The organism is Streptomyces viridochromogenes DSM 40736 (assembly GCF_000158955.1).
GTDB lineage: Bacteria > Actinomycetota > Actinomycetes > Streptomycetales > Streptomycetaceae > Streptomyces > Streptomyces venetus.
Genome location: NZ_GG657757.1, coordinates 5,407,657 through 5,432,151 on the forward strand (window position 1 = coordinate 5,407,657; position 24,495 = coordinate 5,432,151).

The following is a 24,495-nucleotide window of genomic DNA, read 5'->3' on the forward strand; positions in this document are numbered from 1 at the left end:
GCACCGTAAGGGAGCGACCCCCAAAGCGTCGACGCATTATTCGGAGAAGGGTCAAAGGGTCGCTTATCCTCGAAGGGTGATCGAAGCTCGTCATCTCCGCGTCCTGCGCGCCGTCGCCGCCACCGGCTCCTTCTCCGCGGCCGGGCGTGAACTGGGCTGCACCCAGCCCGCCGTCAGCCAGCAGATGAAGGCCCTGGAAACCTCCGTCGGCACCCCCCTGCTGATCCGCACGGGACGCGAGATGCGCCTGACCCAGGCCGGCGAGGCCCTGGTGCGGCACGCCGCCGGGATCCTCGCCGGGCTCACGGCAGCGGAGGAGGAGGTCGCCGCCATCGCCGGGCTGCGCGCGGGACGAGTCCGGCTCGTCTCCTTCCCCAGCGGCAGCTCCACCCTCGTGCCGACGGCCCTCGCCGCCCTGCGCGACGCCCACCCCGGCACTCGCGTCTTCCTGGAGGAAGCCGAGCCGCCCGCCTCGGTCGGGATGCTGCGCGAGGGCGACTGCGACGTGGCGCTCGCCTTCCGCTACGAGGGGGCGGCGGGCGCCGAGGAGTGGGACGACCTCGTCGTACGGCCGCTGCTGGCGGACCGGCTCGTCGCCCTCGTGCCGGAACGGCACCGGCTCGCGGGCGCGCGGTCCGTCGCCATCGGCGAGCTCGCGCGGGAGCCGTGGATCGCCGGCTGCCCGCGCTGCCGCGGCCAGCTGGTCGAGGTGTGCGCGGCGGCCGGCTTCACCCCGCGCATCGACTTCGCGACCGACGACTACCCGGCGGTCGCCGGCCTCGTGGGCGCAGGTCTGGGCGTGGCCGTACTCCCCCAGCTGGCCGTCGAGTCCGTACGGCCGCGGGGTGTACGGACCGTGACGCTGGAGCCGACGGTGCGACGGGAGATCGTGGCGCTGACCCTGCCCGATCTCGCGCAGGTCCCGGCGGTGGCGGCGACGCTCGACCAGCTGGCACGGGCAGCGAACCGCTGACGGCGGCGGCCCCGCCGCCGAGAACCCGACGGCACGCGTGCGCGCCTCCCTGCCTGCCTGCGCAGAAACGTTCCTTCAGTTGTTCGACGTGGCGTGCCCGCTGGATGTCGACGCCGACACCAGCCGGTTGCGCGCCCGCCCCATGAGCTCTTCGCGCTCGTCCTCGGTCAGCCCGCCCCACACGCCGTACGGTTCACGCACCGCCAGCGCGTGGGCAGCGCACTCGGCGCGTACCGGGCACCTCATGCAGACCTCTTTGGCCGAGTTCTCGCGAGCACTCCGAGCCGCACCGCGTTCGCCCTCCGGATGGAAGAAGAGCGAGCTGTCCACCCCACGACAGGCAGCCAGCAGCTGCCAGTCCCACAGGTCCGCGTTCGGTCCGGGAAGGCGGGAGAAATCTGCCATTACGTGACCCCTTGTAGCCGTTCTGGGCGGATCCGGTGTCCACGACCGTACAACTACGATCTAAGGAGATGAAAATATGACTCATTGCGAATCTAGCTCCAGACACTGGCAAAGCGGAAGAAATGGGTCTGAATGGGGCATAGGTTGTGATGAAAGTTCGAGGGTCTGCTGTGCATATCTCCACCGTGTCCGTCCCCTCACGTAGAGTGCCGAAGATGGCGGACGGCCCCGTAACTCTTTCGAGTGACCGTCGTTGAGAGTGCGAGGCGGTTGAAGGAACACGTGCTCGGGCCGGAGTCCGAGACGGTCGACCGCACAGGTGACGATTTCGTACCAGCCTGGAGGCTCAAGGTGACGCGCATCAGCTGCGGAGGGCGGTCATGACTTCCGTCCTCGTCTGCGACGACTCCCCGCTTGCCCGAGAGGCGCTCCGGCGCGCGGTCGCGACCGTGCCCGGCGTAGAGCGCGTGACGACGGCGGCCAACGGCGAGGAAGTCCTCCGCCGCTGGGGTGCCGACCGCTCGGACCTGATTCTGATGGACGTACGCATGCCCGGTCTGGGCGGCGTCGAGACGGTCCGGCGGCTGCTGTCCGCCGACCCCGGTGCGCGCATCATCATGCTCACCGTCGCCGAGGACCTGGACGGTGTCGCGCTCGCGGTCGCCGCCGGCGCCCGCGGCTATCTGCACAAGGACGCCTCCCGCGCGGAGCTCCGCGCGACGGTGACGCAGGCCCTCGCCGACCCGACCTGGCGGCTCGCCCCGCGCCGGCTGCGCTCGGCCGAGATGGGCGCGGCGCCGACGCTCACGGCGCGTGAGATCCAGGTCCTCGAAGGGATGAGCCACGGCCGCTCCAACGCGGAGATCGGCCGTGAGCTGTTCCTCTCCGAGGACACCGTCAAGACGCACGCCCGGCGCCTGTTCAAGAAGCTCGGCGCCTCGGACCGTGCCCACGCCGTCGCGCTCGGCTTCCGGTGGGGTCTGGTGCGCTAGGGCCTGTCGTTCGGATCGGGTCGCGGGAGAACGACGGCACCTCGTCAGCGCCGGCTCCGCCATGCGGCGGCCGGTGCGGAACGGGGAGTGGGGGCACGCGAATGCCCCCGCGCGAGTCGCACACACGTGCGCGCGGGCCGGCTGCCGACGACGACGCGGGTGGGGATGCCGCCCTGTCCGGGCCATGCCGGGAGCCCGGGACGGCGCACCCGAGGGCGCGCGTTCCCGGGACGATCCGAACAGCAGGCTCCAGCGGCGACCGCCGGTGTCGCGGAGATCGCCGGTGTCGCGGGGATCGCGGCAAAGGCACGGAAAGCCAGGTGGGCGGGGGTGGGCCGGGGGTCCGCCCGGTGCCCGCTGCTCGTTTCGCGGCTGATGCCGCATCCTTGAGGGTGTGGAGTTCCTCGGGGACGAGTCGGTCGAGCGGAAGGGGAGGGCGCAGGAGATGAGTTCCGGCGCACTTGCTCATAACGCTTCGGTGCACAACAACGGGCGTGGTGTCACGGGCCCGACGGCCGCAAGGCACCATGGACCGATGCGCGACGACGAGGCGGTCCATGCCCAAGGGGCGATCGGTGCGCTCGTCCACCGCGCCGTCGACGGAGACGAGCAGGCCACGCACGACCTGCTCGCCCGTGTCCACCCCTTGGCGCTGCGCTACTGCCGCACCCGTCTGTCCCGCCTCCCGGGCGACGCCCGCCACTTCGTGGAGGACCTGGCCCAGGAGGTCTGCGTCGCGGTGCTCCTCGCACTGCCCCGCTACCGGGACACCGGCCGCCCCTTCGAGGCGTTCGTCTTCGCCATCGCCGCCCACAAGGTCGCCGACCTCCAGCGCGCGGCGATGCGCCACCCCGGTTTGACGGCCGTGCCCTCCGACGAGATGCCGGAGCGGCCCGACGACTCCCTGGGGCCGGAGGAACGCGCCCTGCTGAGCAGCGACGCGGAGTGGGCCAAGAAGCTCATGGCCAACCTCCCCGAGAACCAGCGGGAGCTGCTGCTGCTGCGGATCGCGGTGGGCCTCACGGCTGAGGAGACGGGCCAGATGTTGGGAATGTCACCCGGTGCCGTCCGGGTGGCGCAGCACAGGGCGCTGAGCAGGCTGCGGGCGCTGGCCGAGCAGTAGGGCCGAGCAGCAGGCCTGCCGTGGCCTTTGGTTGAACAGGCGGCGCGCCGCTTCCGTACGAATATACGAAGCCGGGGGCCGACCGGAACCGTGGAATGAGACAGCCTCGCTTCCCGTTAGCATGGACATCCGCACCGATCAAGGCCATTTGGGGAAGGTGTCATGACTGCAAACGTCGACGGAGTGCCCGGTAAATTCGCGACACTCGGGCTGACCTACGACGACGTGCTGCTGCTGCCGGGCGCATCCGAGGTGCTGCCGGGCGCGGTCGACACCTCGTCCCGGATCTCCCGCAACGTACGGGTCAACATCCCGCTGCTGTCGGCGGCGATGGACAAGGTGACCGAGTCCCGCCTCGCGATCGCGATGGCCCGCCTGGGTGGCGTCGGCGTGCTGCACCGCAACCTGTCGGTCGAGGACCAGGTCAACCAGGTCGACCTGGTCAAGCGGTCCGAGTCCGGCATGGTGACCGACCCCATCACGGTGCACCCGGAGGCGACCCTCGCCGAGGCGGACGCCCTGTGCGCCAAGTTCCGCATCAGCGGCGTCCCCGTCACCGACCCGGCCGGCAAGCTGCTCGGCATCGTCACCAACCGCGACATGGCCTTCGAGACCGACCGCGGCCGCCAGGTGCGTGACGTCATGACGCCGATGCCGCTGGTCACCGGCAAGGTCGGCATCTCCGGTGTCGACGCCATGGAACTGCTGCGCCGCCACAAGATCGAGAAGCTGCCGCTCGTCGACGAGGCGGGCATCCTCAAGGGCCTGATCACGGTCAAGGACTTCGTCAAGGCCGAGAAGTACCCGAACGCCGCCAAGGACGCCGAGGGCCGGCTGCTGGTCGGCGCCGCGGTGGGCGCCAGCCCCGAGGCGCTGGAGCGCGCCCAGGCGCTCGCCGAGGCGGGTGTGGACTTCCTGGTCGTCGACACCTCGCACGGCCACAACAGCAACGCCCTCAGCTGGATGTCGAAGATCAAGTCCGCCGTGTCCGTCGACGTGATCGGCGGCAACGTCGCCACCCGCGACGGTGCGCAGGCCCTGATCGACGCCGGTGTCGACGGCATCAAGGTGGGCGTGGGCCCCGGCTCGATCTGCACCACGCGCGTGGTCGCCGGCATCGGCGTCCCGCAGGTCACCGCCATCTACGAGGCCTCCCTCGCCGCCCGTCCCGCGGGCATCCCGCTGATCGGCGACGGCGGTCTGCAGTACTCCGGTGACATCGGCAAGGCGCTCGCCGCCGGTGCCGACACGGTCATGCTGGGCAGCCTGCTCGCGGGCTGCGAGGAGTCGCCCGGCGAGCTGCTCTTCATCAACGGCAAGCAGTTCAAGTCCTACCGCGGCATGGGCTCGCTCGGCGCGATGCAGTCCCGCGGCCAGGCGAAGTCGTACTCCAAGGACCGCTACTTCCAGGCCGAGGTGGCCTCCGACGACAAGCTCGTGCCCGAGGGCGTCGAGGGCCAGGTGCCCTACCGCGGCCCGCTGGCCAACGTGCTGCACCAGCTCGTCGGCGGGCTGCGCCAGACCATGGGCTACGTGGGCGCGGCCACCATCGAGGAGATGGAGTCCAAGGGCCGCTTCGTCCGCATCACCTCGGCGGGCCTCAAGGAGAGCCACCCGCACGACATCCAGATGACGGTCGAGGCGCCGAACTACAGCCGTCAGTAGGCATCAGGCCTGATGGGGCGGCCCCGGAAGGATCCGGGGCCGCCCTCGCCATGCCCGTCGGCGATACTGGAAGACGCTGCAACGCATCAGGGAAAGGCCACAGACGTGACTGAGATCGAGATCGGGCGCGGCAAGCGCGGCCGCCGGGCGTACGCCTTCGACGACATCGCGGTCGTCCCCAGCCGCCGTACCCGGGACCCGAAGGAGGTCTCGATCGCCTGGCAGATCGACGCCTACCGATTCGAGCTGCCCTTCCTGGCCGCCCCCATGGACTCGGTCGTCTCCCCGGCCACCGCGATCCGCATCGGCGAGCTCGGCGGCCTCGGCGTGCTGAACCTCGAGGGCCTGTGGACGCGCCACGAGGACCCGCAGCCGCTGCTCGACGAGATCGCCGAACTGGACGAGGACACCGCGACCCGCCGCCTCCAGGAGATCTACGCGGCCCCCATCAAGGAGGAGCTGATCGGGCAGCGCATCAAGGAGGTGCGCGACTCCGGCGTCGTCACCGCCGCCGCGCTCTCCCCGCAGCGCACGGCCCAGTTCTCCAAGGCCGTCGTCGACGCGGGCGTGGACATCTTCGTCATCCGCGGTACGACGGTCTCCGCGGAGCACGTCTCCGGTTCGCACGAGCCGCTGAACCTGAAGCAGTTCATCTACGAGCTCGACGTCCCGGTGATCGTCGGCGGCTGCGCCACGTACACGGCGGCCCTGCACCTGATGCGCACGGGCGCGGCGGGTGTGCTGGTCGGCTTCGGCGGCGGCGCGGCGCACACCACGCGCAACGTGCTGGGCATCCAGGTCCCCATGGCCACGGCGGTCGCCGACGTGGCCGCGGCCCGCCGTGACTACATGGACGAGTCCGGCGGCCGGTACGTGCACGTGATCGCGGACGGCGGTGTCGGCTGGTCCGGCGACCTGCCGAAGGCGATCGCCTGCGGCGCCGACGCGGTCATGATGGGCTCCCCGCTCGCCCGCGCGACCGACGGCCCGGGCAAGGGCCACCACTGGGGCATGGAGGCCGTGAACGAGGAGCTGCCCCGCGGCAAGAAGGTCGCCCTCGGCACGGTCGGCACCCTCGAGGAGATCCTCACGGGCCCGTCCCACACGCCCGACGGCTCGATGAACCTCTTCGGCGCCCTGCGCCGCGCCATGGCCACGACCGGCTACAGCGAGCTCAAGGAGTTCCAGCGCGTCGAGGTCACGGTGGCGGACTCGCAGCACCGGCGGTAGGCCTCAAGGTCTGGGAAAGGGCCGGTCGCTCCCCTGCGGGTGGGGTGACCGGCCCTTTTGCGTGCCCGGGGGTGCGTTGGGCGGGGCTCCGGAGGAGGTGTGTCTTGTGGATCTACGGGCGATGAGCGGCCACCCCTACGAAACCTGGGGGTGGACACTCCGTGAATCGCCCGGAGCCCGCTGCGGTGGCCACTGCGGTGGGCTCCACCTGGTTCCGTAAGGTACCCGCGCCGTGCGCCGCATGCCCCCTCCCTCAGAGGTTCACTCACCCGACGCGCGCCCCCCTCACAACCGATGCGCCGCCCCCGCAGGCGTCGCCCCCCGCGTGTCCAGCAGCAGCTGCGCCTTCACCGACAGGCCGTGGAGGTCGTAGGTGCGGTGCTGCTGGAGGAGGATGGTCAGGTCCGCGTCGGCGGCCGCCTCGTAGAGGGAGTCCGCGCGGGGGACGGGGCGGTCGAGGACGCTCCACTCGGGGACGTACGGGTCGTGGTAGCTGACCGAGGCGCCCAGTTCCATCAGACGCAGCGCGACCTCCTGGGCGGGGGTGTCGTACAGGTCGGCGAGGTCGGGCTTGTAGGTGACGCCCAGCAGCAGCACGCGCGCACCGCGGGCCGACTTGCCGTGCTCGTTGAGGAGCGCGGCGGCGCGCTGGACGACGTAGCCGGGCATACGGCTGTTGACCTGCTGGGCGAGTTCCACCATGCGCAGGGTGCGGCCGCCGTGCGCGGTCAGGTCCTGCGGGACGGTGTGGCCGCCGACGCCGGGGCCGGGACGGAAGGCCTCGAACCCGAAGGGCTTGGTCTCCGCGCACCGGACGACGTCCCACAGGTCGACGCCCAGGTCGTGACAGAGGACGGCCATCTCGTTCACGAGGGCGATGTTCACGTGCCGGTAGTTGGCCTCCAGCACCTGCACGGTCTCCGCTTCCCGGGGTCCACGCGCGCGTACCACCTTGTCGGTCAGCCGTCCGTAGAAGGCGGCGGCCGACTCGGTGCAGGCCGGCGTGAGGCCGCCGATGACCTTGGGGGTGTTGGCGGGGGTGAAGTCACGGTTGCCGGGGTCGACGCGGCTGGGGGAGTAGGCCAGGTGGAAGTCGCGGCCGGCCAGCAGACCCGATCCCTCTTCGAGGAGGGTGCGCAGGAATTCCTCAGTCGTCCCCGGGTACACAGGTGACTCCAGGATCACCGTCGTGTGGGGGCGCAGGTGAGCGGACAGAGTACGGGCGGCGGCCTCCACCTGCGCGAGGTCGAGCCCGCCGCCCGCGGCTCGCGGGGTCGGCGCGCAGATGACCGCGGTGCGCACCCGGCCGAGCTCGGCGGCGTTCGTGGTGGGCCTGAAGCCCGCGGAGAGCATCCGGCGCTGTTCGGCGGGGCTGAGGGAGCCGGCCTCCGGGCCGGTCCGGTAGCCGATGGTGGGGATGCCGGCGGCGACGGCGGCCTGGGCCAGGGGCAGGCCGTACGGTCCGAGTCCGATGACGGCGAGATCTGCGGGCATGGCGTGGCCGTCCTTCCCGATAGCCGAAGTGGGACAGGTGCGCAAGCCCTGTGGACAAGACGGGCGAGTGCAATGTCAGACTAGGAGTAAATATGACCGTTATGCGGCATTGCCCCGCCGAGTTTCGGTGAGTGTTCCGTGAGCGTTGTCCACAGGCTGACGGCCCGTGGTGGCTGAAGTCGGGCAACCCGGTCAGAATTTGGGCATGGGGGGTACGGACGGGGTCTCACCCGACGGGTGCGGCCGGCGCGACCGATGAGCGGGAGGCAGCGGTGAGGACAGCGACACTCGGGCCGGCGCAGCGCGCCGAGTCACTCGCATCTATGGCCGAGCGCGAGCTGGACGTGCTGGTGGTGGGCGCAGGCGTGGTCGGTGCCGGCACCGCCCTCGACGCCGCGACCCGGGGCCTGTCCACGGGGCTGGTCGAGGCGCGTGACTGGGCCTCGGGCACCTCCAGCCGGTCCAGCAAGCTGATCCACGGCGGCCTGCGCTACCTGGAGATGCTCGACTTCGCGCTCGTACGAGAGGCCCTGAAGGAACGCGGCCTGCTGCTGGAGCGGCTCGCCCCGCATCTGGTGAAACCCGTGCCCTTCCTGTACCCGTTGCAGCACAAAGGGCTGGGAGCGCCTGTACGCCGGCTCGGGGCGTCGCGCTTGTACGACGCCATGTCCATGGCCCGCGGCCATGGCCGGGGCCTGCCGATGCACCGCCACCTGACCCGCTCTCACGCCCTGCGCGTGGCGCCCTGCTTGAAAGAAGGACGCGCTCGTCGGGGCACTGCAGTACTACGACGCCCAGATGGACGACGCCCGCTACGTGGCGACCCTGGTGCGCACGGCGGTGGCGTACGGCGCACAGGCGGCCAACCGTGCGCCCGTGACCGGCTTCCTGCGCGAGGGCGAGCGGGTCGTCGGCGCGAGGGTGCAGGACGTCGAGGGAGGCGGGGAGTACGAGGTCCGCGCCAAGCAGGTCGTCAACGCGACCGGAGTGTGGACGGACGACACACAGGCCATGGTCGGAGAGCGCGGCCAGTTCCACGTCCGGGCGTCCAAGGGCATCCACCTGGTCGTGCCGCGCGACCGCATCCACTCCACGACCGGGCTCATCCTGCGCACGGAGAAGTCCGTGCTGTTCGTCATACCCTGGGGCCGGCACTGGATCATCGGAACGACCGACACCGAGTGGGACCTCGACAAGGCGCACCCGGCCGCCTCCAGCGCGGACATCGACTACCTGCTGGAACACGTCAACTCGGTGCTCGCGGTGCCCCTCACCAGGGACGACGTCGAGGGCGTGTACGCGGGGCTGCGCCCCCTGCTCGCGGGCGAGTCGGACGCCACCAGCAAGCTGTCGCGCGAGCACACCGTGGCGCATACCGTTCCCGGGCTGGTCGTCGTGGCGGGCGGCAAGTACACGACGTACCGGGTCATGGCCAAGGACGCGGTGGACGCGGCGGTGCACGGGCTCGACATGCGGGTCGCCGAGTGTGTCACCGAGGAGGTGCCGCTGCTGGGGGCCGAGGGCTACCCGGCGCTGTGGAACGCGCGGGCCAGGATCGCCGCCCGGACCGGCCTCCACGTGGTGCGGGTGGAACACCTGCTGAACCGGTACGGGGCGATGGCCGAGGAGCTCCTCGAGCTCATCGTCGACGATCCGTCGCTGGGCAAGCCCCTGCCGGCGGCCGACGACTATCTGCGCGCCGAGATCGCCTACGCGGCCTCGCACGAGGGGGCACGGCATCTGGACGACGTACTGACCCGGCGCACCCGCATCTCGATCGAGACCTTCGACCGGGGCACCCGCAGCGCCCGCGACGCCGCCGAGCTGATGGCACCGGTCCTGGGCTGGGACAAGGACCAGATCGAGCGCGAGGTCCAGCACTACGAGAAGCGGGTGGAGGCCGAACGGGAGTCGCAGCGCCAGCCGGACGACCTCACGGCGGACGCGGCGCGGCTGGGGGCGCCGGACATCGTGCCGTTGTAGGCACCCCCGTCGCAGGCGCCCTGCGCCGTCACGAGGCGCGCGGGCAGAACTCGGCCGCGAGCACCTCGGCTTCGAGTTCCGGGTCCGATATCGCGTCCGTGTTCACGCGGAGGGTGAGGACCCGTCGGCCGTCGGCGGTGCCCGCGACGCGCACATAGCTGCCGGATATGTAGCCGTTGTGGCCCCACACCGTGGTGCCGCACGGCAGTCTCTCGGGGAACAGGCCCATGCCGTACGCGCCGTGTGAGGCACGGGTGTCGCGCATCTCGCGCAGCCGGCGCGGGGGCAGCAGCCGGCCGCCGAGCAGGGCCGCGTAGAAGCGGTCCAGATCGGCGAGCGTGGTCACCAACTCGCCCGCGGCCCCGGCCACGCGCGGGTCGAGCGAGGTGACGTCGTGTCCGTCGGAGTCGTAGGCGCGGCCGTGCGGGGACGGCAGTGAGGAGCGGGATCCGGGGAACGAGGTGCCCGTCAGACGCAGCGGGGTGAGGATGCGGCGCTCGGTCTCCGTGGCGTACGAGTGGCCGGTGACCTGCTGGACGACCAGGCCCAGCAGGACGTAGTTGGTGTTGGAGTAGGAGAAGCGGCCTGGTGTGCCCGGAGGATGGGTGACCGCGATCCGTACGGCCTCACGGGGGGTGACGGGCGCTCTTCCGCGGGTGTCCGCGGTGAAGTCGTACAGGCCGCTGGTGTGGGTGAGCAGGGAACGCAGGGTCAGCGCGCGGCCGTCGTTGCCCGCTCCCCGCACCAGGCCCGGCAGGTGCTCCGCCACCGTGTCGGACAGCGACAGCCGGTGCTCGGCGGCCAGTTGCAGCACCACCGTCGCGATGAACGTCTTCGTGACGCTGCCGGCGCGGAAGTGGTCCGACCGGGCGATTCCCCGCCCGGCGTGGGCATAGCGGGTGGTACTCCCCTCGCGGGCCAGCAGGGCCGCGGCGGGAGCTCCGCCCCGGGTCACCAGCAGCGGGAGCACCGCGTCCGCGGGCCGCGCCGGGAGGGCCGAGGAGTCGGCCTGGGGCAGGCCGAGGAGGGCGAGGGCCACAGGCAGCGCCAGCAATGTCCGAAACGGCGGCATGCGGCCTCCTCCCTGGTCCGGGCCCATCATGCAAGGTGGCGCCGGGCGTGCCGCACCCGGGTTCCCGGTGGGCGGGCCCCAGGGCGCTGGGCACTTGTCGGGTGAGAGACAATGGAGGCTCTGTCAGGGCGGGTTGTATGAGGGGACGCATGTCGGAGGCGGAGCGGGCGGGCACATCCCGTCAGGACACTCGTCAGGACAACAGGGATCGTCTCCTCGCGGAGCGATACCGGCTCGGCGAGGTGCTCGGCCGGGGAGGCATGGGCACGGTGTGGCGGGCCCAGGACGAGACCCTGGGACGGACGGTCGCCGTCAAGGAACTGCGGTTCCCGTCGAACATCGACGAGGAGGAGAAGCGGCGGCTGATCACGCGGACGCTGCGCGAGGCCAAGGCGATCGCGCGGATCCGCAACAACAGCGCCGTGACGGTCTTCGACGTCGTCCAGGAGGACGACCGGCCCTGGATCGTGATGGAACTCGTCGAGGGCAAGTCGCTCGCCGAGGTCATCCGGGAGGACGGCCTCCTCGAACCGAAGCGCGCCGCCGAGGTCGGGCTGGCCGTCCTGGACGTGCTGCGGTCCGCGCACCGCGAGGGCATCCTGCACCGCGACGTGAAGCCGTCGAACGTGCTGATCGCCGAGGACGGCCGGGTCGTGCTCACCGACTTCGGGATCGCCCAGGTCGAGGGCGACCCGTCCATCACCTCGACCGGCATGCTCGTCGGAGCGCCCTCCTACATCTCCCCGGAGCGGGCGCGCGGGCACAAGCCCGGCCCGGCGGCCGACCTGTGGTCGCTCGGCGGGCTGCTGTACGCGGCGGTGGAGGGCGCGCCGCCGTACGACAAGGGGTCGGCCATAGCGACTCTCACGGCCGTGATGACCGAGCCGCTGGAGGAGCCCAAGAACGCGGGCCCGCTGGCGGACGTCATCCGCGGCCTGCTCACCAAGGATCCCGCCGAGCGGCTCGACGACGCGGGCGCCCGCGCCATGCTGAACTCGGTCCTCCACGCGCCCGAGCGGGCCGAGCCGGAGCCGCTCGACGCGACGAAGGTCGTGCCGCTGCCGGCGCAGCCGGACCGCTCCTCGCGCAAGGGGAGTTCGGCGGGCGCCGGGAGCAAGCGGGGCGAGGAGGCCGGGGAGCGGTTGCGCGGGGCGTTGCGTTCCGTGCGCAAGGCCGCGGCGGGAACGGCCGGGGCGTCGGCCGCCGCCCGTGCCGAGGCCGAGAGCGGTACGGCGTCGTCCAGGTCCGACGGCGGGACGGGCCGGGCCGGGACCGCCGGCGCGTCCGCGGCCAAGCCCGGACCGGGGACGACCTCGGGTGCGGCTGCCGGTGCCGGTGCCGGTGAGCACAGTGCGCAGGAGGCGAAGACGGCCTCCGGGGGCCGCAGTTCCGGATGGCCCGTGGTGCCGCCGCCGGACCTGCCGCCGAGGCCCGTGCCGAGGGCGCCGCTCACCGACGTGGTGCCACGGCGCACCCTGCTGATCATCGCGGTGGTCGTGGCGCTCGCCGTGGTCGGCACCGTGCTCGCCGTCGTCCTCAGCGGGGACGACAAGGGCTCGAAGGGTGCCGCCGGCCAGAAGAACGGCGGCAGGACCGTCGCCACCGCGTCGAGCGGCGCCGACACCAAGCGCGACGAGAGCGACGGCACGCGCACCGACAACGCGGCGTCGCCGCCCGAGGAGTCGGCCCCCTCCTCGAACGGCACGCCGACGGGCGGGTCTTCGGGCGAGTCGGAGGGCGGGTCCGCCGGGAAGGGCACCGCGGCCGAGTCGACGCACCAGGGGAACCAGGGGTACTCGATCGGCCTGCCCAAGGGATGGAAGTTCCAGTCCACGGGTGCCGCCGGCGACCGGTTCACCGGGCCCGACGGGCAGAAGCTCCTCATCGCCTGGACGTCCACGCCCAAGGGCGACCCGGTGGCGGACTGGAAGAACCAGGAGCGCTACATGCAGCGCGCGCAGTACCGGAAGATCCGCATAGAGAAGGTGGCCTACCGCGGCTGGAACACGGCCGACTGGGAGTTCACCTACGCCGACGGCGGCACCCGGTACCGGACCATCGACCGGGGTTTCGTCGTCGACGACCGGCAGGGCTACGCGCTGATGTACACGGCGAAGGCGGCCGACTGGAGCGGTGAGCTGCGCAAGGCGGCGTGGCGGACGCTGACGAAGACCTTCGAACCCAAGTCCTGAGCATGAGCGGTGCCGGGTTTGGGGAGGCAGATCTGGCATCCTCACGATGCGGGTTGCCCGCGGCACGTATCGTAAATATTTGCGGACCGTGCGCAGCCGGAACGGGCCGTGGAGCGCACGGATGTGACGGACCAGGCTGGCGGGGGAGGCATCGTGGACGACTATGCGGGTCGGGTACTCGCCGACCGCTACCGCCTGCCGCTGCCGCCGTCCGACGAGTACGAACTCACCGAGAGCCGGGCCTTCGACACCTACAGCGGGCAGGAAGTCCTGGTCCGGCAGGTGCCGTTGCCGGAAGTGGTCGAGGCGGAGGTCCTCGACGCGGAGGGGCTGCCCGACGGATTCACGGCGCGTGACGCCGGCGCCCGTCGGCCCGGCGGGCGTCCGGGCCTCCGGCGGCCCACGGACCCGGTGGTACGGCGCGCGGTGGAGGCCGCCCAGGCCGCCGCGGCCATCCCCGACCATCCCCGGCTCGACCAGGTCTTCGACGTCTTCGCCGAGGGCGGTTCGCTGTGGATCGTCAGTGAGCTGGTGGCCGCCCGTCCGCTGGCGGCGCTGCTCGCCGAGAAGCCACTGACGCCCTACCGGGCGGCCGAGGTGGCCTCCGACGTCCTCATGGCGCTGCGGGTGCTGCACGCCCACGGCTGGGTGCACCGCAACATCACCCCGCGGACGGTCCTCGTCTGCGACGACGGCCGGATCATGCTGACCGGGCTGGCGGTGGGCGCCGCGGAGGAAGCGCTGTGCGGGTACGACCCGGTTCCGCCTCCCGCCTTCGACGAGCCCGGCCCCGGTCCGGGGCCGGAGAACGGCCCCTCCGGGCCGCCCCACGGCGTCGGCAGCCCGGGCGGCGCCGGTGGTTCGGGCGACCCCGAGGCCGCGCGGCGTGCCGCCATAGAGGCCCGGGAGTCCAGGGGGCTGCCGGCGGCCGGGGGCGGCACGACGGGTGGCAGCTCGGTCGTGCCCGCCCGCAGGAGTCCGGACGACGGCGCGGACCCACGCGCCGCGCGCGCCGGGGCCATCGCCGCCTACCGGGCGGGCGCGAGGGCCGCCGCCCGGGTCCAGGAGGCGCAGCAGAACGGCCGGGCGGTGCTGCCCGGTGCCCGGCCCGCCCCGGACAGCGGGCCCGCGCCCCACAGCAACGGCTCGGCGCAGTCGCCGTACGTCCCCGGGCAGAACACGGGGTCCGGCGCGGTCCCGCCGGGACAGATAGCCGACCCCTACGGCGTGCGCGGCGCCCCCCGGACGACCGGCTGGCACGGCGCCACCCCCCGAAGCGGCCCCGGCGGCACACCCACACCGCCGAGCCAGGACCAGGCGGCCCTCCCGCCGGCCGCGGACACCGCCGACCCGAGTGCTCCCACCCGGTGGGACGACCTGGTCGCGCACACCCCCGCTCCTCGGCGCGGCCCGGCCACGGCACTCGCCGCCGAGCGGGCCCGGCAGGCACGCATGGCCGTGGTGGGGCCCGTGACGGAGCGCTGGGCGCCGGAGCAGGCCGGCCCCGTGCACGAGAACTGGCAGCTGGCCGCGCCGATCGGTCCCGCCACCGACCTGTGGGCCCTCGGTGCGCTGCTCTTCCGGGCCGTCCAGGGACACGCGCCCTACCCGGAGGAGTCGACGGCCGAACTGGTGCAGATGGTGTGCTCCGAACCGCCCGCGTACGCCGAGGAGTGCGGGCCGCTCCGGCCGGTCGTGGAGTCGCTGCTGCGCCAGGACCCCACCGAGCGCCTCGACTTCGAGGAACTGCGCGGCTGGCTGCGCTCGCTCGTGCGCTCGGCGCCGGAACCGGACGCCGGTGTGCACGTGGTCGCGGCACCGCCCGCCGACGCCGGCCGGCTGCCCGTCGTACGCCGCCGCGGCGAGCTCGTGCGCAGGCGGCGGGCCGGGCTGCCCGCGCACCACGGGCGGCACAAACGCGCCAAGGAATCCCGGTCGCCGCGCCGCCTCGGCCGCACCCTGCTGCTGTGCGTCCTGCTCGCGATGGCCGCGGCGATCGCCTACGCCATGCTGTTCATGCCCAAGTCGCGGACCGACGGCGCGAACGGCACGGACCGCACCGGGGCCGCCGGCGAGGTCAGCCAGGCGCCCGATCCCGACGCCAGCAGCGAGCCCAGGCCGGATCAGACATCGCCCGAGCCGGAGCGGAGCCCGTCGACGTCGGCCGGTTCCACCGAGACGCAGACCACCGGACCCGAGGTCGCCGACGGCTTCACCCTGCGCAAGGACTCGGCCCGCTTCCAGGTCGCCGTGGCCAAGGGCTGGGACCGCACCCCGCGGAACGGCAGCGGCCAAGTCGTGTACGCGAAGGGCGACTTCGAGCTCATCGTGGTACCGGGCCGGGACAGCGCGTCGCGGTACGGCGGCGATCCGATGGACTACCAGCGGGAGAAGGAGCGCGAGCTGCAGCCGTACCGCGACTCCAGCTGGGCCACCTCCACCGGGCTGAAGACCATTGAGGTGGGCGGACGCACCATGGCCGAGGGGCAGTTCACCTGGACCGGCGGTGACGGCGGCGAGCTGTACGTGCGCAACCTCGCCATGCTGATCGGCGGTCGGTACCACGTGGTGCAGGTGCGCGGCCCGGAAGCCGAACGGGACGAGGTGACGCGGCTGTACGAGCAGGCGGCGGCGACCTACAAGGCGACGGGCTGAGAACCGGCGCGCCGACTGTACGCGTAGTTCAACCTCTGGTTGCCTCCCGTCCCGACAGGCGACAACCGTCACAGTGCGGTCACCGTGGTACCCCGCTTGTTCCCTGGGGAAGGGCGGGTCCTTACGCTGACCCTGTCAAGACCATTGCGGGGCAACGTGAATCAGATGCAGGGCCAGATCGTCGCGGGCCGCTACCGGCTCGCCGACTCGATCGGCAGCGGCGGCATGGGCCGGGTGTGGCGCGCCCATGACGAAGTGCTGCACCGGTCCGTCGCCATCAAGGAGTTGACGGCAGCCCTCTACGTCTCCGAGAGCGAGCAGGCGATCCTGCTGGCCCGCACCCGGGCGGAGGCGCGGGCCGCCGCACGGATCAACCACTCCGCGGTCGTCACCGTGCACGACGTGCTGGAGCACGACGGCCGCCCGTGGATCGTCATGGAGCTGGTCGAGGGCCGCTCCCTGGCGGACGCGGTCAAGGAGGAGGGGCGTGTCGAGCCGCGCGAGGCGGCCCGCATCGGCCTCTGGGTGCTGCGGGCCCTGCGCGCCGCGCACACCGCCGGCGTCCTGCACCGCGACATCAAGCCGGGCAACGTCCTCCTCGGCCGCGACGGACGCGTCCTGCTCACGGACTTCGGCATCGCCCAGATCGAGGGCGACACGACCATCACCCGCACCGGAGAGGTCGTCGGCTCGGTCGACTACCTGGCGCCCGAGCGGGTGCGCGGCCACGACCCGGGCCCGTCCTCCGACCTGTGGGCGCTCGGCGCGACGCTCTACACGGCGGTCGAGGGCCGCTCGCCGTTCCGCCGCACCACACCGCTGACCACCATGCAGGCCGTGGTCGAGGAGGAAGCCGCCGAGCCGCAGCACGCCGGTCCGCTCGGCCCCGTCATCAGCGCCCTGCTGCGCAAGGATCCGGCCACCCGGCCCGACGTGTCCGAGGCCGAGCACCTGCTCGCCGAGGCGGCGGAGGGGCGACGCCCGAGCGGGGCACAGGCGTATGTGCCGACGCAGTACGGCGGCACGTACCGAGACGTCCACAGCGGTACGGGCACGGTCGGCACCGGCTCGGGATCGCACACCCGCACACCGCTCCCGCCGCTCGCCGGCACCCCGGCCACCGGGACCCCCGTCACCGGCACTCCGGCGACCGGCCCCACCACGGTCGGCCCGTCGGCGACGGCCCGGCAGCCGTCCGTGCCGCAGCAGACCCGGTCGGGTCGGCGCCGCAGGCTGCGTACCGTCGCCCTCGTGGTCGCGCTCGCGGCCATCATCGGCGGGACCACGGCCGTGGTGCTCCAGCAGTGGAACGAGGACCGGCAGACGCCGGGCGCCGCCTCAGGCTCCCCGAATCCCATGAGCACACAGCAGTCCGGGGGATCGGGATCCGGCAACTGGGTCCGCCACGACGACCCCGCGGGTTTCAGCCTCTCCCTGCCCAAGGGCTGGAAGCGCAAGCCCTTCGGCCCGCAGGGCGAACTCAAGCAGATCGACTACACGCCCGACGGCGGCCGGCACTTCGTCCGGATCGCCGTCGACACCTCCCCGGACTTCGGCGACCCGTACGCGCACCAGCTCGACCTGGAGCAGCAACTGCAGGATCTCGCCGACTACAAGCGGGTCACCCTGGAGCGCAACGTCTACCGTGACCGGGGCGGCGCCCTGTGGGAGTACACCTGGACCGCGCGGGCGAAGGACACCCCGTTCCCCGGCCCGCGCCGCGCCATCGAGGAGACGTACATAGCCCGCGACGGCACCGAGTACGCGCTCTACATGTCGTCGCCCGCGCGGGACTGGGCGAAGGCCCGCAAGCAGTTCACCCTGCTGCTCCAGGGCTGGCAGGAGAAGACCTCCTGACGCAGGCGCCTCCTGACGCCCGGCCCTTCTGACGCGGGCCGTCTGTTTCGGCCACTGGCGAGCGCCGACCCGGAGCCGATCCGTCCGGTGGGGCATGATTGCCGCATGGTGACCGAGGGGCACAACATGCGTGTCATCGCGGGCCGTTACCGGCTCGAGGCGCGGCTCGGGCGCGGTGGCATGGGCGTGGTCTGGCGGGCGACCGACCAGTTGCTCCGCCGGGGCGTGGCGGTCAAGGAACTCCCGTACGACGAGACGCTCTCCGCGGCGGACGCCCGCCGGCAGCGGGACCGTACGCTGCGCGAGGCCCGGGCGGTCGCCCAGCTGAGCCATCCGCACATCATCGTCGTCCATGACGTCGTCGAGGACGACGAACGCCCTTACATCGTCATGGAGTTGATCGAGGGCGGCTCGCTCGCAGACCGTCTCGCCGGCCAGGGCCCGGTCGACGCCGCCGAGGCCGCGCGCATCGCCATCGACCTGCTCGGCGCGCTGCGCGCCGCGCACGCTGCCGGGGTCCTGCACCGCGACCTCAAGCCGGAGAACGTGCTGCTGGAGGCCGGCACCGACCGGGTCGTCCTCACCGACTTCGGCATCGCCCAGGTCCCCGGCTCCCCCACGCTCACCGAGAACGGCTCCTTCGTCGGCTCGCCCGAGTACACCGCGCCGGAGCGGATGTCCGGGGCCAGGACCGGTCCCGAGTCCGACCTGTGGTCGCTGGGCGCGCTGATGTGCGCGGCCCTCAGCGGCGAGTCGCCGTTCCACCGCGACTCGCTGGGCGGCATCCTGCACGCGGTGGTCGTCGGCGACATCCAGCCACCCGCACAGGCCGGGCCGCTCCTGCCCGTCGTACAGGGCCTGCTGGAACGCGACCCGGACCGGCGGCTGGACGCGGACCGGGCCGAACGGATGCTGCGCGCGTTCCGCGACACGGGCCGCACGCCGCAGTCGCCGCCGCCCGAGTACCCGCCCGCGGAACAACGGGGCGCGGCGGGCCGGCAGGCGACGGCCCGGCAGGCCGCCCCCGGTTGGCAACCGCAGCCGCCCCCGTCTCCGCCCGCGTCGGAGGTACCCGCCCGGCAGTCCTCGCGGGGCATGCTGGTGGCCGCGCTGCTGGTCGCCGCGATGGCCGGAGCCGGGGTGTCCGCGGCGGCGCTGCTCATGCACCGGGACGGGGACGGCGGGCCCGCGCCGACGACTTCGGCGCCGGAGACACCCCGCACCGGCACCCCCTCCCCGAGCCGCACGACCTCACCCGGAGCCGCCACTCCGAGCGCCGCCGGGACCAGCCCCGCCGGGACGAGCCCAGCAGCGCGGCACGGGTCCGCGACCGAGATGCCGCCGTAGCGGACGCCTGAGCCGCCGGCGACGACGACGGCGAGTACGAGGAGACGACGATCGCGCACCTGGACATCGACGGGACCTGACACGACCCGGCACCGGCAGGGAAACGGCCCCGCGTCGACAAGGAGCCGCCCCGCGGGGTACTGATGGGGCATGAGCAACGACGGGGGCGGGGTGGGCGACGCCCGGGGCCGGCTGGTCGGTGGGCGCTACCGGCTGATCGAGCGCATCGGCTCCGGCGGGACGGGCACCGTCTGGCGGGCCCATGACGAGCTCGCCGAGCGCGAAGTCGCCGTCAGACAACCCCGGTTGCCGGGCGACCCGGACGACGAGAGCTACCGGCGGGCCGCCCATCTGCTCTACCGCGAGGCCCGCGCCGCCGCCCGTGTCGACCACCCCGCCGCCGTCACCATCCACGACGTGGTCGTCGAGGCGGAGCAGCCGGACGCACGCGACGGCCTGGAAGCGGTCGACACGCTCGACCGGCTTCCCTGGATCGTCATGGAGTCGGTGCCGGGCGAGTCCCTGCACGCGGTGCTCGGGCGCGGGCCGGTCGAGGCGCGCGAGGCCGCCCGGATCGGCCTCGCCGTCGTGGGTGCGCTGCGTGCCGCGCACTCCGTCGGCATCGTGCACCGGGACGTGAAACCGGCCAACGTGCTGCTCGGCCCGCACCGCCGGGTCGTCCTCACCGACTTCGGCATCGCCCACCAGTCGGGGGAGGAGACCCCGGCTTCCGGCGGGGGGTTCGGCGACTCGCTGGAGTTCGTCGCCCCCGAGCGGATGTCCGGCCGTATCGCCGGCCCCGCCTCCGACCTGTGGTCCCTGGGCGTCCTGCTGTACGCCGCCGTCGAGGGCTCGTCCCCGTTCCGCCGGACCACGCCGGAGTCCACGCTCGCCGCGGTCCTCGCCGCCGACCCGCCCGACCCGAAGCAGGCCGGACCACTCGGGCCGCTGATCGCACGGCTGCTCGTGCGGGACCCCGGGGAGCGGCCGGACGCCGAGGAGGTCGCGAAGCAACTGGCAGCGGTGGCGGGGCCGTCGCCGGCCGAGGAGCAGCACCAGGACGCCGAGCGGACACGGGAGTTCACGCAGGACACCGGTCCGGAGCACCCCGAAGAGGCCGCCGGCCCGTCGGAACCCGACCCGTCGAAGACCAATCCGCCGGACACCGACCCGACAGCACGGCACGACTCGACGGCACGGCACGACCCGGCAGCACCCAAGCGCCACAGCCTCTTCCGGCCCGCCCCCCTGGCCCTCCTCAGCGCACTGCTCGCCGGCGGCATAGGCACCGCCACCCACCTCGCCGACACCAGCAGCGCGGAGAGCGCCGAACAGACCGCCGCCGGGACGACGGACACCTGGATCCCGCATCCCGAGCCGGACATGGCGGCCGTACTCCATCTCCCACCCCACTACCGCCCGCTCGACCGGACCGGCAGTGCGACCGACCAGCCCCGCACAGTGCTCTACGGCGACCCACGCGGCGGCACGATCCAGGTCCGCCTCCTCCAGTGGGACAAGGCGGACAAGGTGGGCAAGGCGCCGGACTCCCCGACGGACCGGGCCGGGACCACCGACACCACCTACCACCTGGACGACGCCCCCAGGCGGGTCATGCGGGTACTGATCCGCACCGACGACGACCGCGTGTACGAACTGCGCGTCGACATGCCGAAGGGCACGCCGGAGGAGAAGGAAGGCGTCTCGGTCTTCGAGGGCGCCCGCGACCGGCTCGGTATCGGTCCTGGATCGTAAAAGGCCGGATCACACCGGCCCGCACCGCACAACGCCCTGATCAGGGCGTTCGTTGCCAGCAGCCACTGGCGTCGTGTGTGCACTCGGTGAAGCCGTATTACCGACGGGTACCCAAAGGCTCCGCCGAGGCATACCCTGCGCCTCATGACGGACGCGCACGCCCCGGAGAAGACCGGCACGGCACAGACCGGCACCAACCCCCTCGCCCCCGCCCCGGAGGGAGCCCGCACCGCCGCCGACGTGGTGACCCCCGAGCTGGTCGCCCAGCTCACCAAGGGCGTGGTCGGCTCCGGTCGTACCGCCAACCACTCGCCGTTCACGGGCGAGAAGCTGGCCGACCTCCCCGAGTCGACGCCCGAGGACGTGGCGAGGGCCTTCGAACTGGCCCGTGCCGCCCAGACCGTGTGGGCGCAGACCCCCGTACGGCAGCGCGCCGCCGTCCTGCTCCGCTTCCACGACCTGGTGCTGGAACGCCAGGCCGAGGTGCTCGACCTGATCCAGCTGGAGACCGGCAAGGCCCGCCTGCACGCCCACGAGGAGGTCCAGGCCGTCGCGGTCGCCGCCCGGCACTACGGCCGCAGGGCCGCCGCCTACCTCAAGCCCAAGCGGCACGCCGGTGCCATGCCGACCCTCACCAAGGTCACCGAACTGCGTCACCCGCGCGGGGTCGTCGGCCAGATCGCCCCCTGGAACTACCCCCTCGAGCTGTCGGTCGGCGACGCGCTCCCCGCCTTCGTCGCGGGCAACGGGGTCGTCATGAAGCCGGACACCGAGACCTGCCTCACCGCCCTGTGGGCGCGTGACCTGCTGATCGAGGCCGGCCTGCCCGCCGATGTCTTCCAGGTGGTCCTCGGCGACGGCCCCGTCGTCGGCCCGGAGGTCGTCCGGCACGCCGACTACGTCTCCTTCACCGGCTCCACCCGCACCGGCCGCGAGGTCGCCCAGGGCGCCGCCGCCCGGCTGGTCGGCGTCTCCCTCGAACTCGGCGGCAAGAACGCCATGCTGGTGCTGGAGGACGCCGACATCGAGAAGGCCGCCGCCGGGGCGGTCCGCGCCTGCTTCTCCTCCGCCGGCCAGCTCTGCATCTCCATCGAGCGCCTCTACGTCCACGAGTCGATCGCGGACGCCTTCCTGGAGCGCTTCGCCGCCCGTACCCGGGCGATGCGCCTCGGCACGTCCCTGGCGTACGGCGCCGAGATGGGCTCCCTGGTCGGCGAACGCCAGCTGGAGACCGTCACCCGGCACGTGGAGGAGGCGGTGGCGAAGGGCGCGAAGGTCGTCGCCGGCGGTGTGGCCCGCCCCGACATCGGCCCGTACTTCTTCGAGCCCACGATCCTCGACGGGGTCGGCACGGACATGTCCGTCTGCGCCGAGGAGACCTTCGGCCCGGTCGTCTCGATCTACCGCTTCAAGGACGAGGACGAGGTCGTCGAGCGCGCCAACGCCACGGCGTACGGCCTGAACTCCTCGGTGTGGACCAGGAACGGCCGACGCGGCCAGGAGGTCGCCGCCCGCCTGCGCACCGGCACGGTCAACATCAACGACGGCTACGCACCCGCCTACGGCAGCGTCCAGTCGCCCATGGGCGGCATGAAGGACTCGGGCCTCGGCCGCCGCCACGGCTCCGAGGGCATCCTCAAGTACACCGAGGCGCAGACGGTCGCCCACCAGCGAGTCCTCCCGATGGCTCCCTCCCTGGGCATGGACGACGAGAAGTACGCCCAGTTCATGAGCCGCAGTCTCCGCCTGATGAAGGCACTGAGGTTCCGGTAACCGGCCTACTTTTCAAGGGGCGCGGGGCTGTATCGATGTGCGGCTCCGCCGCGTGGGCGCGAGCAACCACGGATCGCCCGCACACGACACTCGACGAGGAGAACACGTGCGCCAGGACGTTTACGACTACGACGTCATAGTCGTGGGCTCCGGTTTCGGCGGCTCGGTGACCGCCCTGCGCCTCACGGAGAAGGGCTACAAGGTAGGCGTCCTGGAAGCAGGCCGCCGCTTCACCCGCGAGTCCCTCCCGAAGAACTCCTGGGACCTCAAGAACTACCTGTGGGCCCCGAAGCTCGGCATGTTCGGCATCCAGCGCATCCACCTCCTGGGCAACGTCATGGTCCTGGCGGGAGCCGGCGTCGGCGGCGGCTCCCTCAACTACGCCAACACCCTCTACGTCCCGCCGAAGCCGTTCTTCGAGGACCCGCAGTGGCGGGACATCACCGACTGGCAGGACGAGCTGAAGCCGTACTACGACCAGGCCCGGCGCATGCTGGGCGTACGGCTGAACCCGACCATGACCCCCTCCGACGTCCACCTGAAGGCCGCCGCGGAGCGGATGGGCTGCGGTGATTCCTTCCACCTCGCCCCCGTCGGTGTCTTCTTCGGCGACGGCGAGGACGCCGACGGGGCGGCGAAGGCGAAGCCCGGACAGGAGGTGCCCGACCCGTACTTCGGCGGGGCGGGGCCGTCCCGCAGGGCCTGCGCGGAGTGCGGCGAGTGCATGACCGGCTGCCGCCACGGCGCCAAGAACACCCTCAACGAGAACTACCTGTACCTCGCCGAGAAGGCCGGCGCGGTCGTCCACCCGCTGACGACGGTCGTCTCGGTCACCGACGACTCGCGCGGCGGATACGCGGTCGCCACCCTTCCCACGGACGACCGCCGCAAGGCGAAGGGCCGGACCTACACCGCCCGCCAGGTCGTCCTCGCCGCCGGCACGTACGGCACACAGACCCTGCTGCACCGGATGAAGACCGGCGGCCAGCTGCGGTACGTCTCAAACAAGCTGGGCGAGCTGACCCGCACCAACTCGGAGGCCCTGGTCGGCGCCCAGACCGACGACCGGCGCTACCGCAAGGCACACGGCGCTCCGAAGGCCGACTTCACCCGCGGTGTGGCCATCACGTCCTCGATCCACCCCGACGAGAACACCCACATCGAGCCGGTCCGCTACGGCAAGGGCTCCAACTCGATGGGCGGCCTGTCCATCCTCCAGGTCCCCTACGCCGGCGGCGGCTCGGGCGCCTCACGCGTCCTGGGCTTCCTCGCCCACGCGGCGAAGCACCCCCTGCTGGTGCTGCGCTCCCTGTCCAACCGGCGCTGGTCGGAGCGGACCATCATCGGCCTGGTGATGCAGTCGCTGGACAACTCCCTGACGACGTACCTGAAACCGTCGGGCGCCGGCCGGGGCCTGCTCACCGCCCGCCAGGGGCACGGCGCCCCCAACCCCAAGCAGATCAGGGCCGCGACGGAGAGCGCGTCGGCACTCGCCGCCGAGATCAACGGCTTCGCGGGCTCCAACGTCGGCGAACTGATGGGCACCCCGCTGACCGCCCACTTCCTGGGCGGCTGCCCGATCGGCGCCTCCCGCGAGACCGGCGTGATCGACCCGTACCACCGCCTGTACGGCCATCCCGGCATCTCGGTCGTCGACGGCGCCGCGGTCTCCGCGAACCTGGGCGTGAACCCGTCCCTCACCATCACCGCCCAGGCCGAGCGGGCGATGTCGTACTGGCCCAACAAGGGCGAGCCCGACCCACGCCCGAGGCAGGGCACGGCCTACGAGCGTCTCCAGCCGGTCGAGCCGAAGTCCCCGGCGGTCCCGGCGGACGCGTTCGGCGCGTTGCGGCTGCCGTTCCTGGGGATGCCGACGGTACCGCCGAAGAAGTAACCCGACCCGGAACACAGAAGGACCCGGAACACAGAAGGACCCGGAACACAGAAGGACCCGGCACACAGAAGGACCCGGCACACAG

General features: G+C 72.4%; 16 protein-coding genes and 1 pseudogene. 14 read left to right on the forward strand and 3 right to left on the reverse strand.

Features of this window, described 5'->3' with window-relative positions; all coding sequences use genetic code 11:
• The first annotated feature begins 76 nt into the window (after positions 1-76).
• The gene (locus SSQG_RS23940) at positions 77-973 is read left to right on the forward strand and encodes a LysR family transcriptional regulator (RefSeq protein WP_003992416.1); all 897 of its coding nucleotides are present in this window, start codon (positions 77-79) and stop codon (positions 971-973) included.
• Positions 974-1,048: 75 nt separating this feature from the next.
• Here the strand turns inward: SSQG_RS23940 and SSQG_RS23945 are convergent, their stop codons facing one another.
• On the reverse strand, positions 1,049-1,378 hold the full coding sequence (locus tag SSQG_RS23945; RefSeq protein ID WP_003992417.1) for a WhiB family transcriptional regulator: 330 nt from the start codon (positions 1,376-1,378) through the stop codon (positions 1,049-1,051).
• Between the two features lie 380 nt (positions 1,379-1,758).
• Between SSQG_RS23945 and SSQG_RS23950 the strand changes: the two genes are divergently transcribed.
• The 4 genes from SSQG_RS23950 (at position 1,759) to SSQG_RS23965 (ending at position 6,388) form a co-directional block, all read left to right on the forward strand.
• A complete protein-coding gene (locus tag SSQG_RS23950; protein ID WP_003948568.1) occupies positions 1,759-2,370 on the forward strand; it encodes a response regulator transcription factor in 612 nt (203 codons plus the stop codon).
• A 535-nt stretch (positions 2,371-2,905) separates the two neighbouring features.
• Positions 2,906-3,493 (forward strand): sigma-70 family RNA polymerase sigma factor, encoded by a 588-nt coding sequence (locus tag SSQG_RS23955; protein ID WP_003992418.1) that lies wholly within the window; start codon positions 2,906-2,908, stop codon positions 3,491-3,493.
• Positions 3,494-3,655: 162 nt separating this feature from the next.
• A complete protein-coding gene (gene guaB / locus SSQG_RS23960; RefSeq protein ID WP_003992419.1) occupies positions 3,656-5,158 on the forward strand; it encodes an IMP dehydrogenase in 1,503 nt (500 codons plus the stop codon).
• Positions 5,159-5,263: 105 nt separating this feature from the next.
• The gene (locus tag SSQG_RS23965; RefSeq protein WP_003992420.1) at positions 5,264-6,388 is read left to right on the forward strand and encodes a GuaB3 family IMP dehydrogenase-related protein; all 1,125 of its coding nucleotides are present in this window, start codon (positions 5,264-5,266) and stop codon (positions 6,386-6,388) included.
• Between the two features lie 285 nt (positions 6,389-6,673).
• Here SSQG_RS23965 and SSQG_RS23970 read toward each other — a convergent pair whose 3' ends face one another.
• Positions 6,674-7,882, reverse strand: a complete 1,209-nt coding sequence (locus SSQG_RS23970; RefSeq protein WP_003992421.1) for a nucleotide sugar dehydrogenase — start codon at positions 7,880-7,882, stop codon at positions 6,674-6,676.
• 323 nt (positions 7,883-8,205) lie between these two features.
• Between SSQG_RS23970 and SSQG_RS43530 the strand changes: the two are divergent.
• Together SSQG_RS43530 and SSQG_RS43535 are read left to right on the forward strand one after the other, a co-directional pair.
• A pseudogene (locus tag SSQG_RS43530) lies at positions 8,206-8,571 on the forward strand (FAD-dependent oxidoreductase); the annotation flags it as partial.
• 109 nt (positions 8,572-8,680) lie between these two features.
• Entirely contained in the window at positions 8,681-9,865 is a 1,185-nt protein-coding gene (locus tag SSQG_RS43535; RefSeq protein WP_003992422.1) for a glycerol-3-phosphate dehydrogenase/oxidase, read from the forward strand.
• Positions 9,866-9,893: 28 nt separating this feature from the next.
• On the opposite strand, the gene SSQG_RS23980 is transcribed toward SSQG_RS43535, so the two are convergent.
• Positions 9,894-10,937, reverse strand: a complete 1,044-nt coding sequence (locus SSQG_RS23980; protein WP_003992423.1) for a serine hydrolase domain-containing protein — start codon at positions 10,935-10,937, stop codon at positions 9,894-9,896.
• 149 nt (positions 10,938-11,086) lie between these two features.
• Between SSQG_RS23980 and SSQG_RS23985 the strand changes: the two genes are divergently transcribed.
• The 7 genes from SSQG_RS23985 to SSQG_RS24015 all read left to right on the forward strand — a co-directional run bounded on the left by SSQG_RS23985 (position 11,087) and on the right by SSQG_RS24015 (position 24,410).
• Complete coding sequence (locus SSQG_RS23985; RefSeq protein WP_003992424.1) at positions 11,087-13,129, forward strand: serine/threonine-protein kinase; 2,043 nt, start codon at positions 11,087-11,089, stop codon at positions 13,127-13,129.
• Between the two features lie 153 nt (positions 13,130-13,282).
• Positions 13,283-15,784 (forward strand): protein kinase, encoded by a 2,502-nt coding sequence (locus tag SSQG_RS23990; RefSeq protein ID WP_003992425.1) that lies wholly within the window; start codon positions 13,283-13,285, stop codon positions 15,782-15,784.
• A gap of 165 nt (positions 15,785-15,949) precedes the next feature.
• Positions 15,950-17,641, forward strand: a complete 1,692-nt coding sequence (locus SSQG_RS23995; protein WP_003992426.1) for a serine/threonine-protein kinase — start codon at positions 15,950-15,952, stop codon at positions 17,639-17,641.
• Between the two features lie 105 nt (positions 17,642-17,746).
• Positions 17,747-18,988, forward strand: coding sequence for a serine/threonine-protein kinase (locus tag SSQG_RS24000; RefSeq protein ID WP_039933512.1), 1,242 nt, complete (start codon positions 17,747-17,749; stop codon positions 18,986-18,988).
• 150 nt (positions 18,989-19,138) lie between these two features.
• Positions 19,139-20,743: a serine/threonine-protein kinase gene (locus tag SSQG_RS24005; RefSeq protein WP_003992428.1), complete on the forward strand. Its 1,605-nt coding sequence runs from the start codon at positions 19,139-19,141 to the stop codon at positions 20,741-20,743.
• A 144-nt stretch (positions 20,744-20,887) separates the two neighbouring features.
• Entirely contained in the window at positions 20,888-22,516 is a 1,629-nt protein-coding gene (locus SSQG_RS24010; protein WP_003992429.1) for a succinic semialdehyde dehydrogenase, read from the forward strand.
• A 106-nt stretch (positions 22,517-22,622) separates the two neighbouring features.
• Positions 22,623-24,410 (forward strand): GMC family oxidoreductase N-terminal domain-containing protein, encoded by a 1,788-nt coding sequence (locus SSQG_RS24015; protein WP_039933514.1) that lies wholly within the window; start codon positions 22,623-22,625, stop codon positions 24,408-24,410.
• Positions 24,411-24,495: the final 85 nt, after the last annotated feature.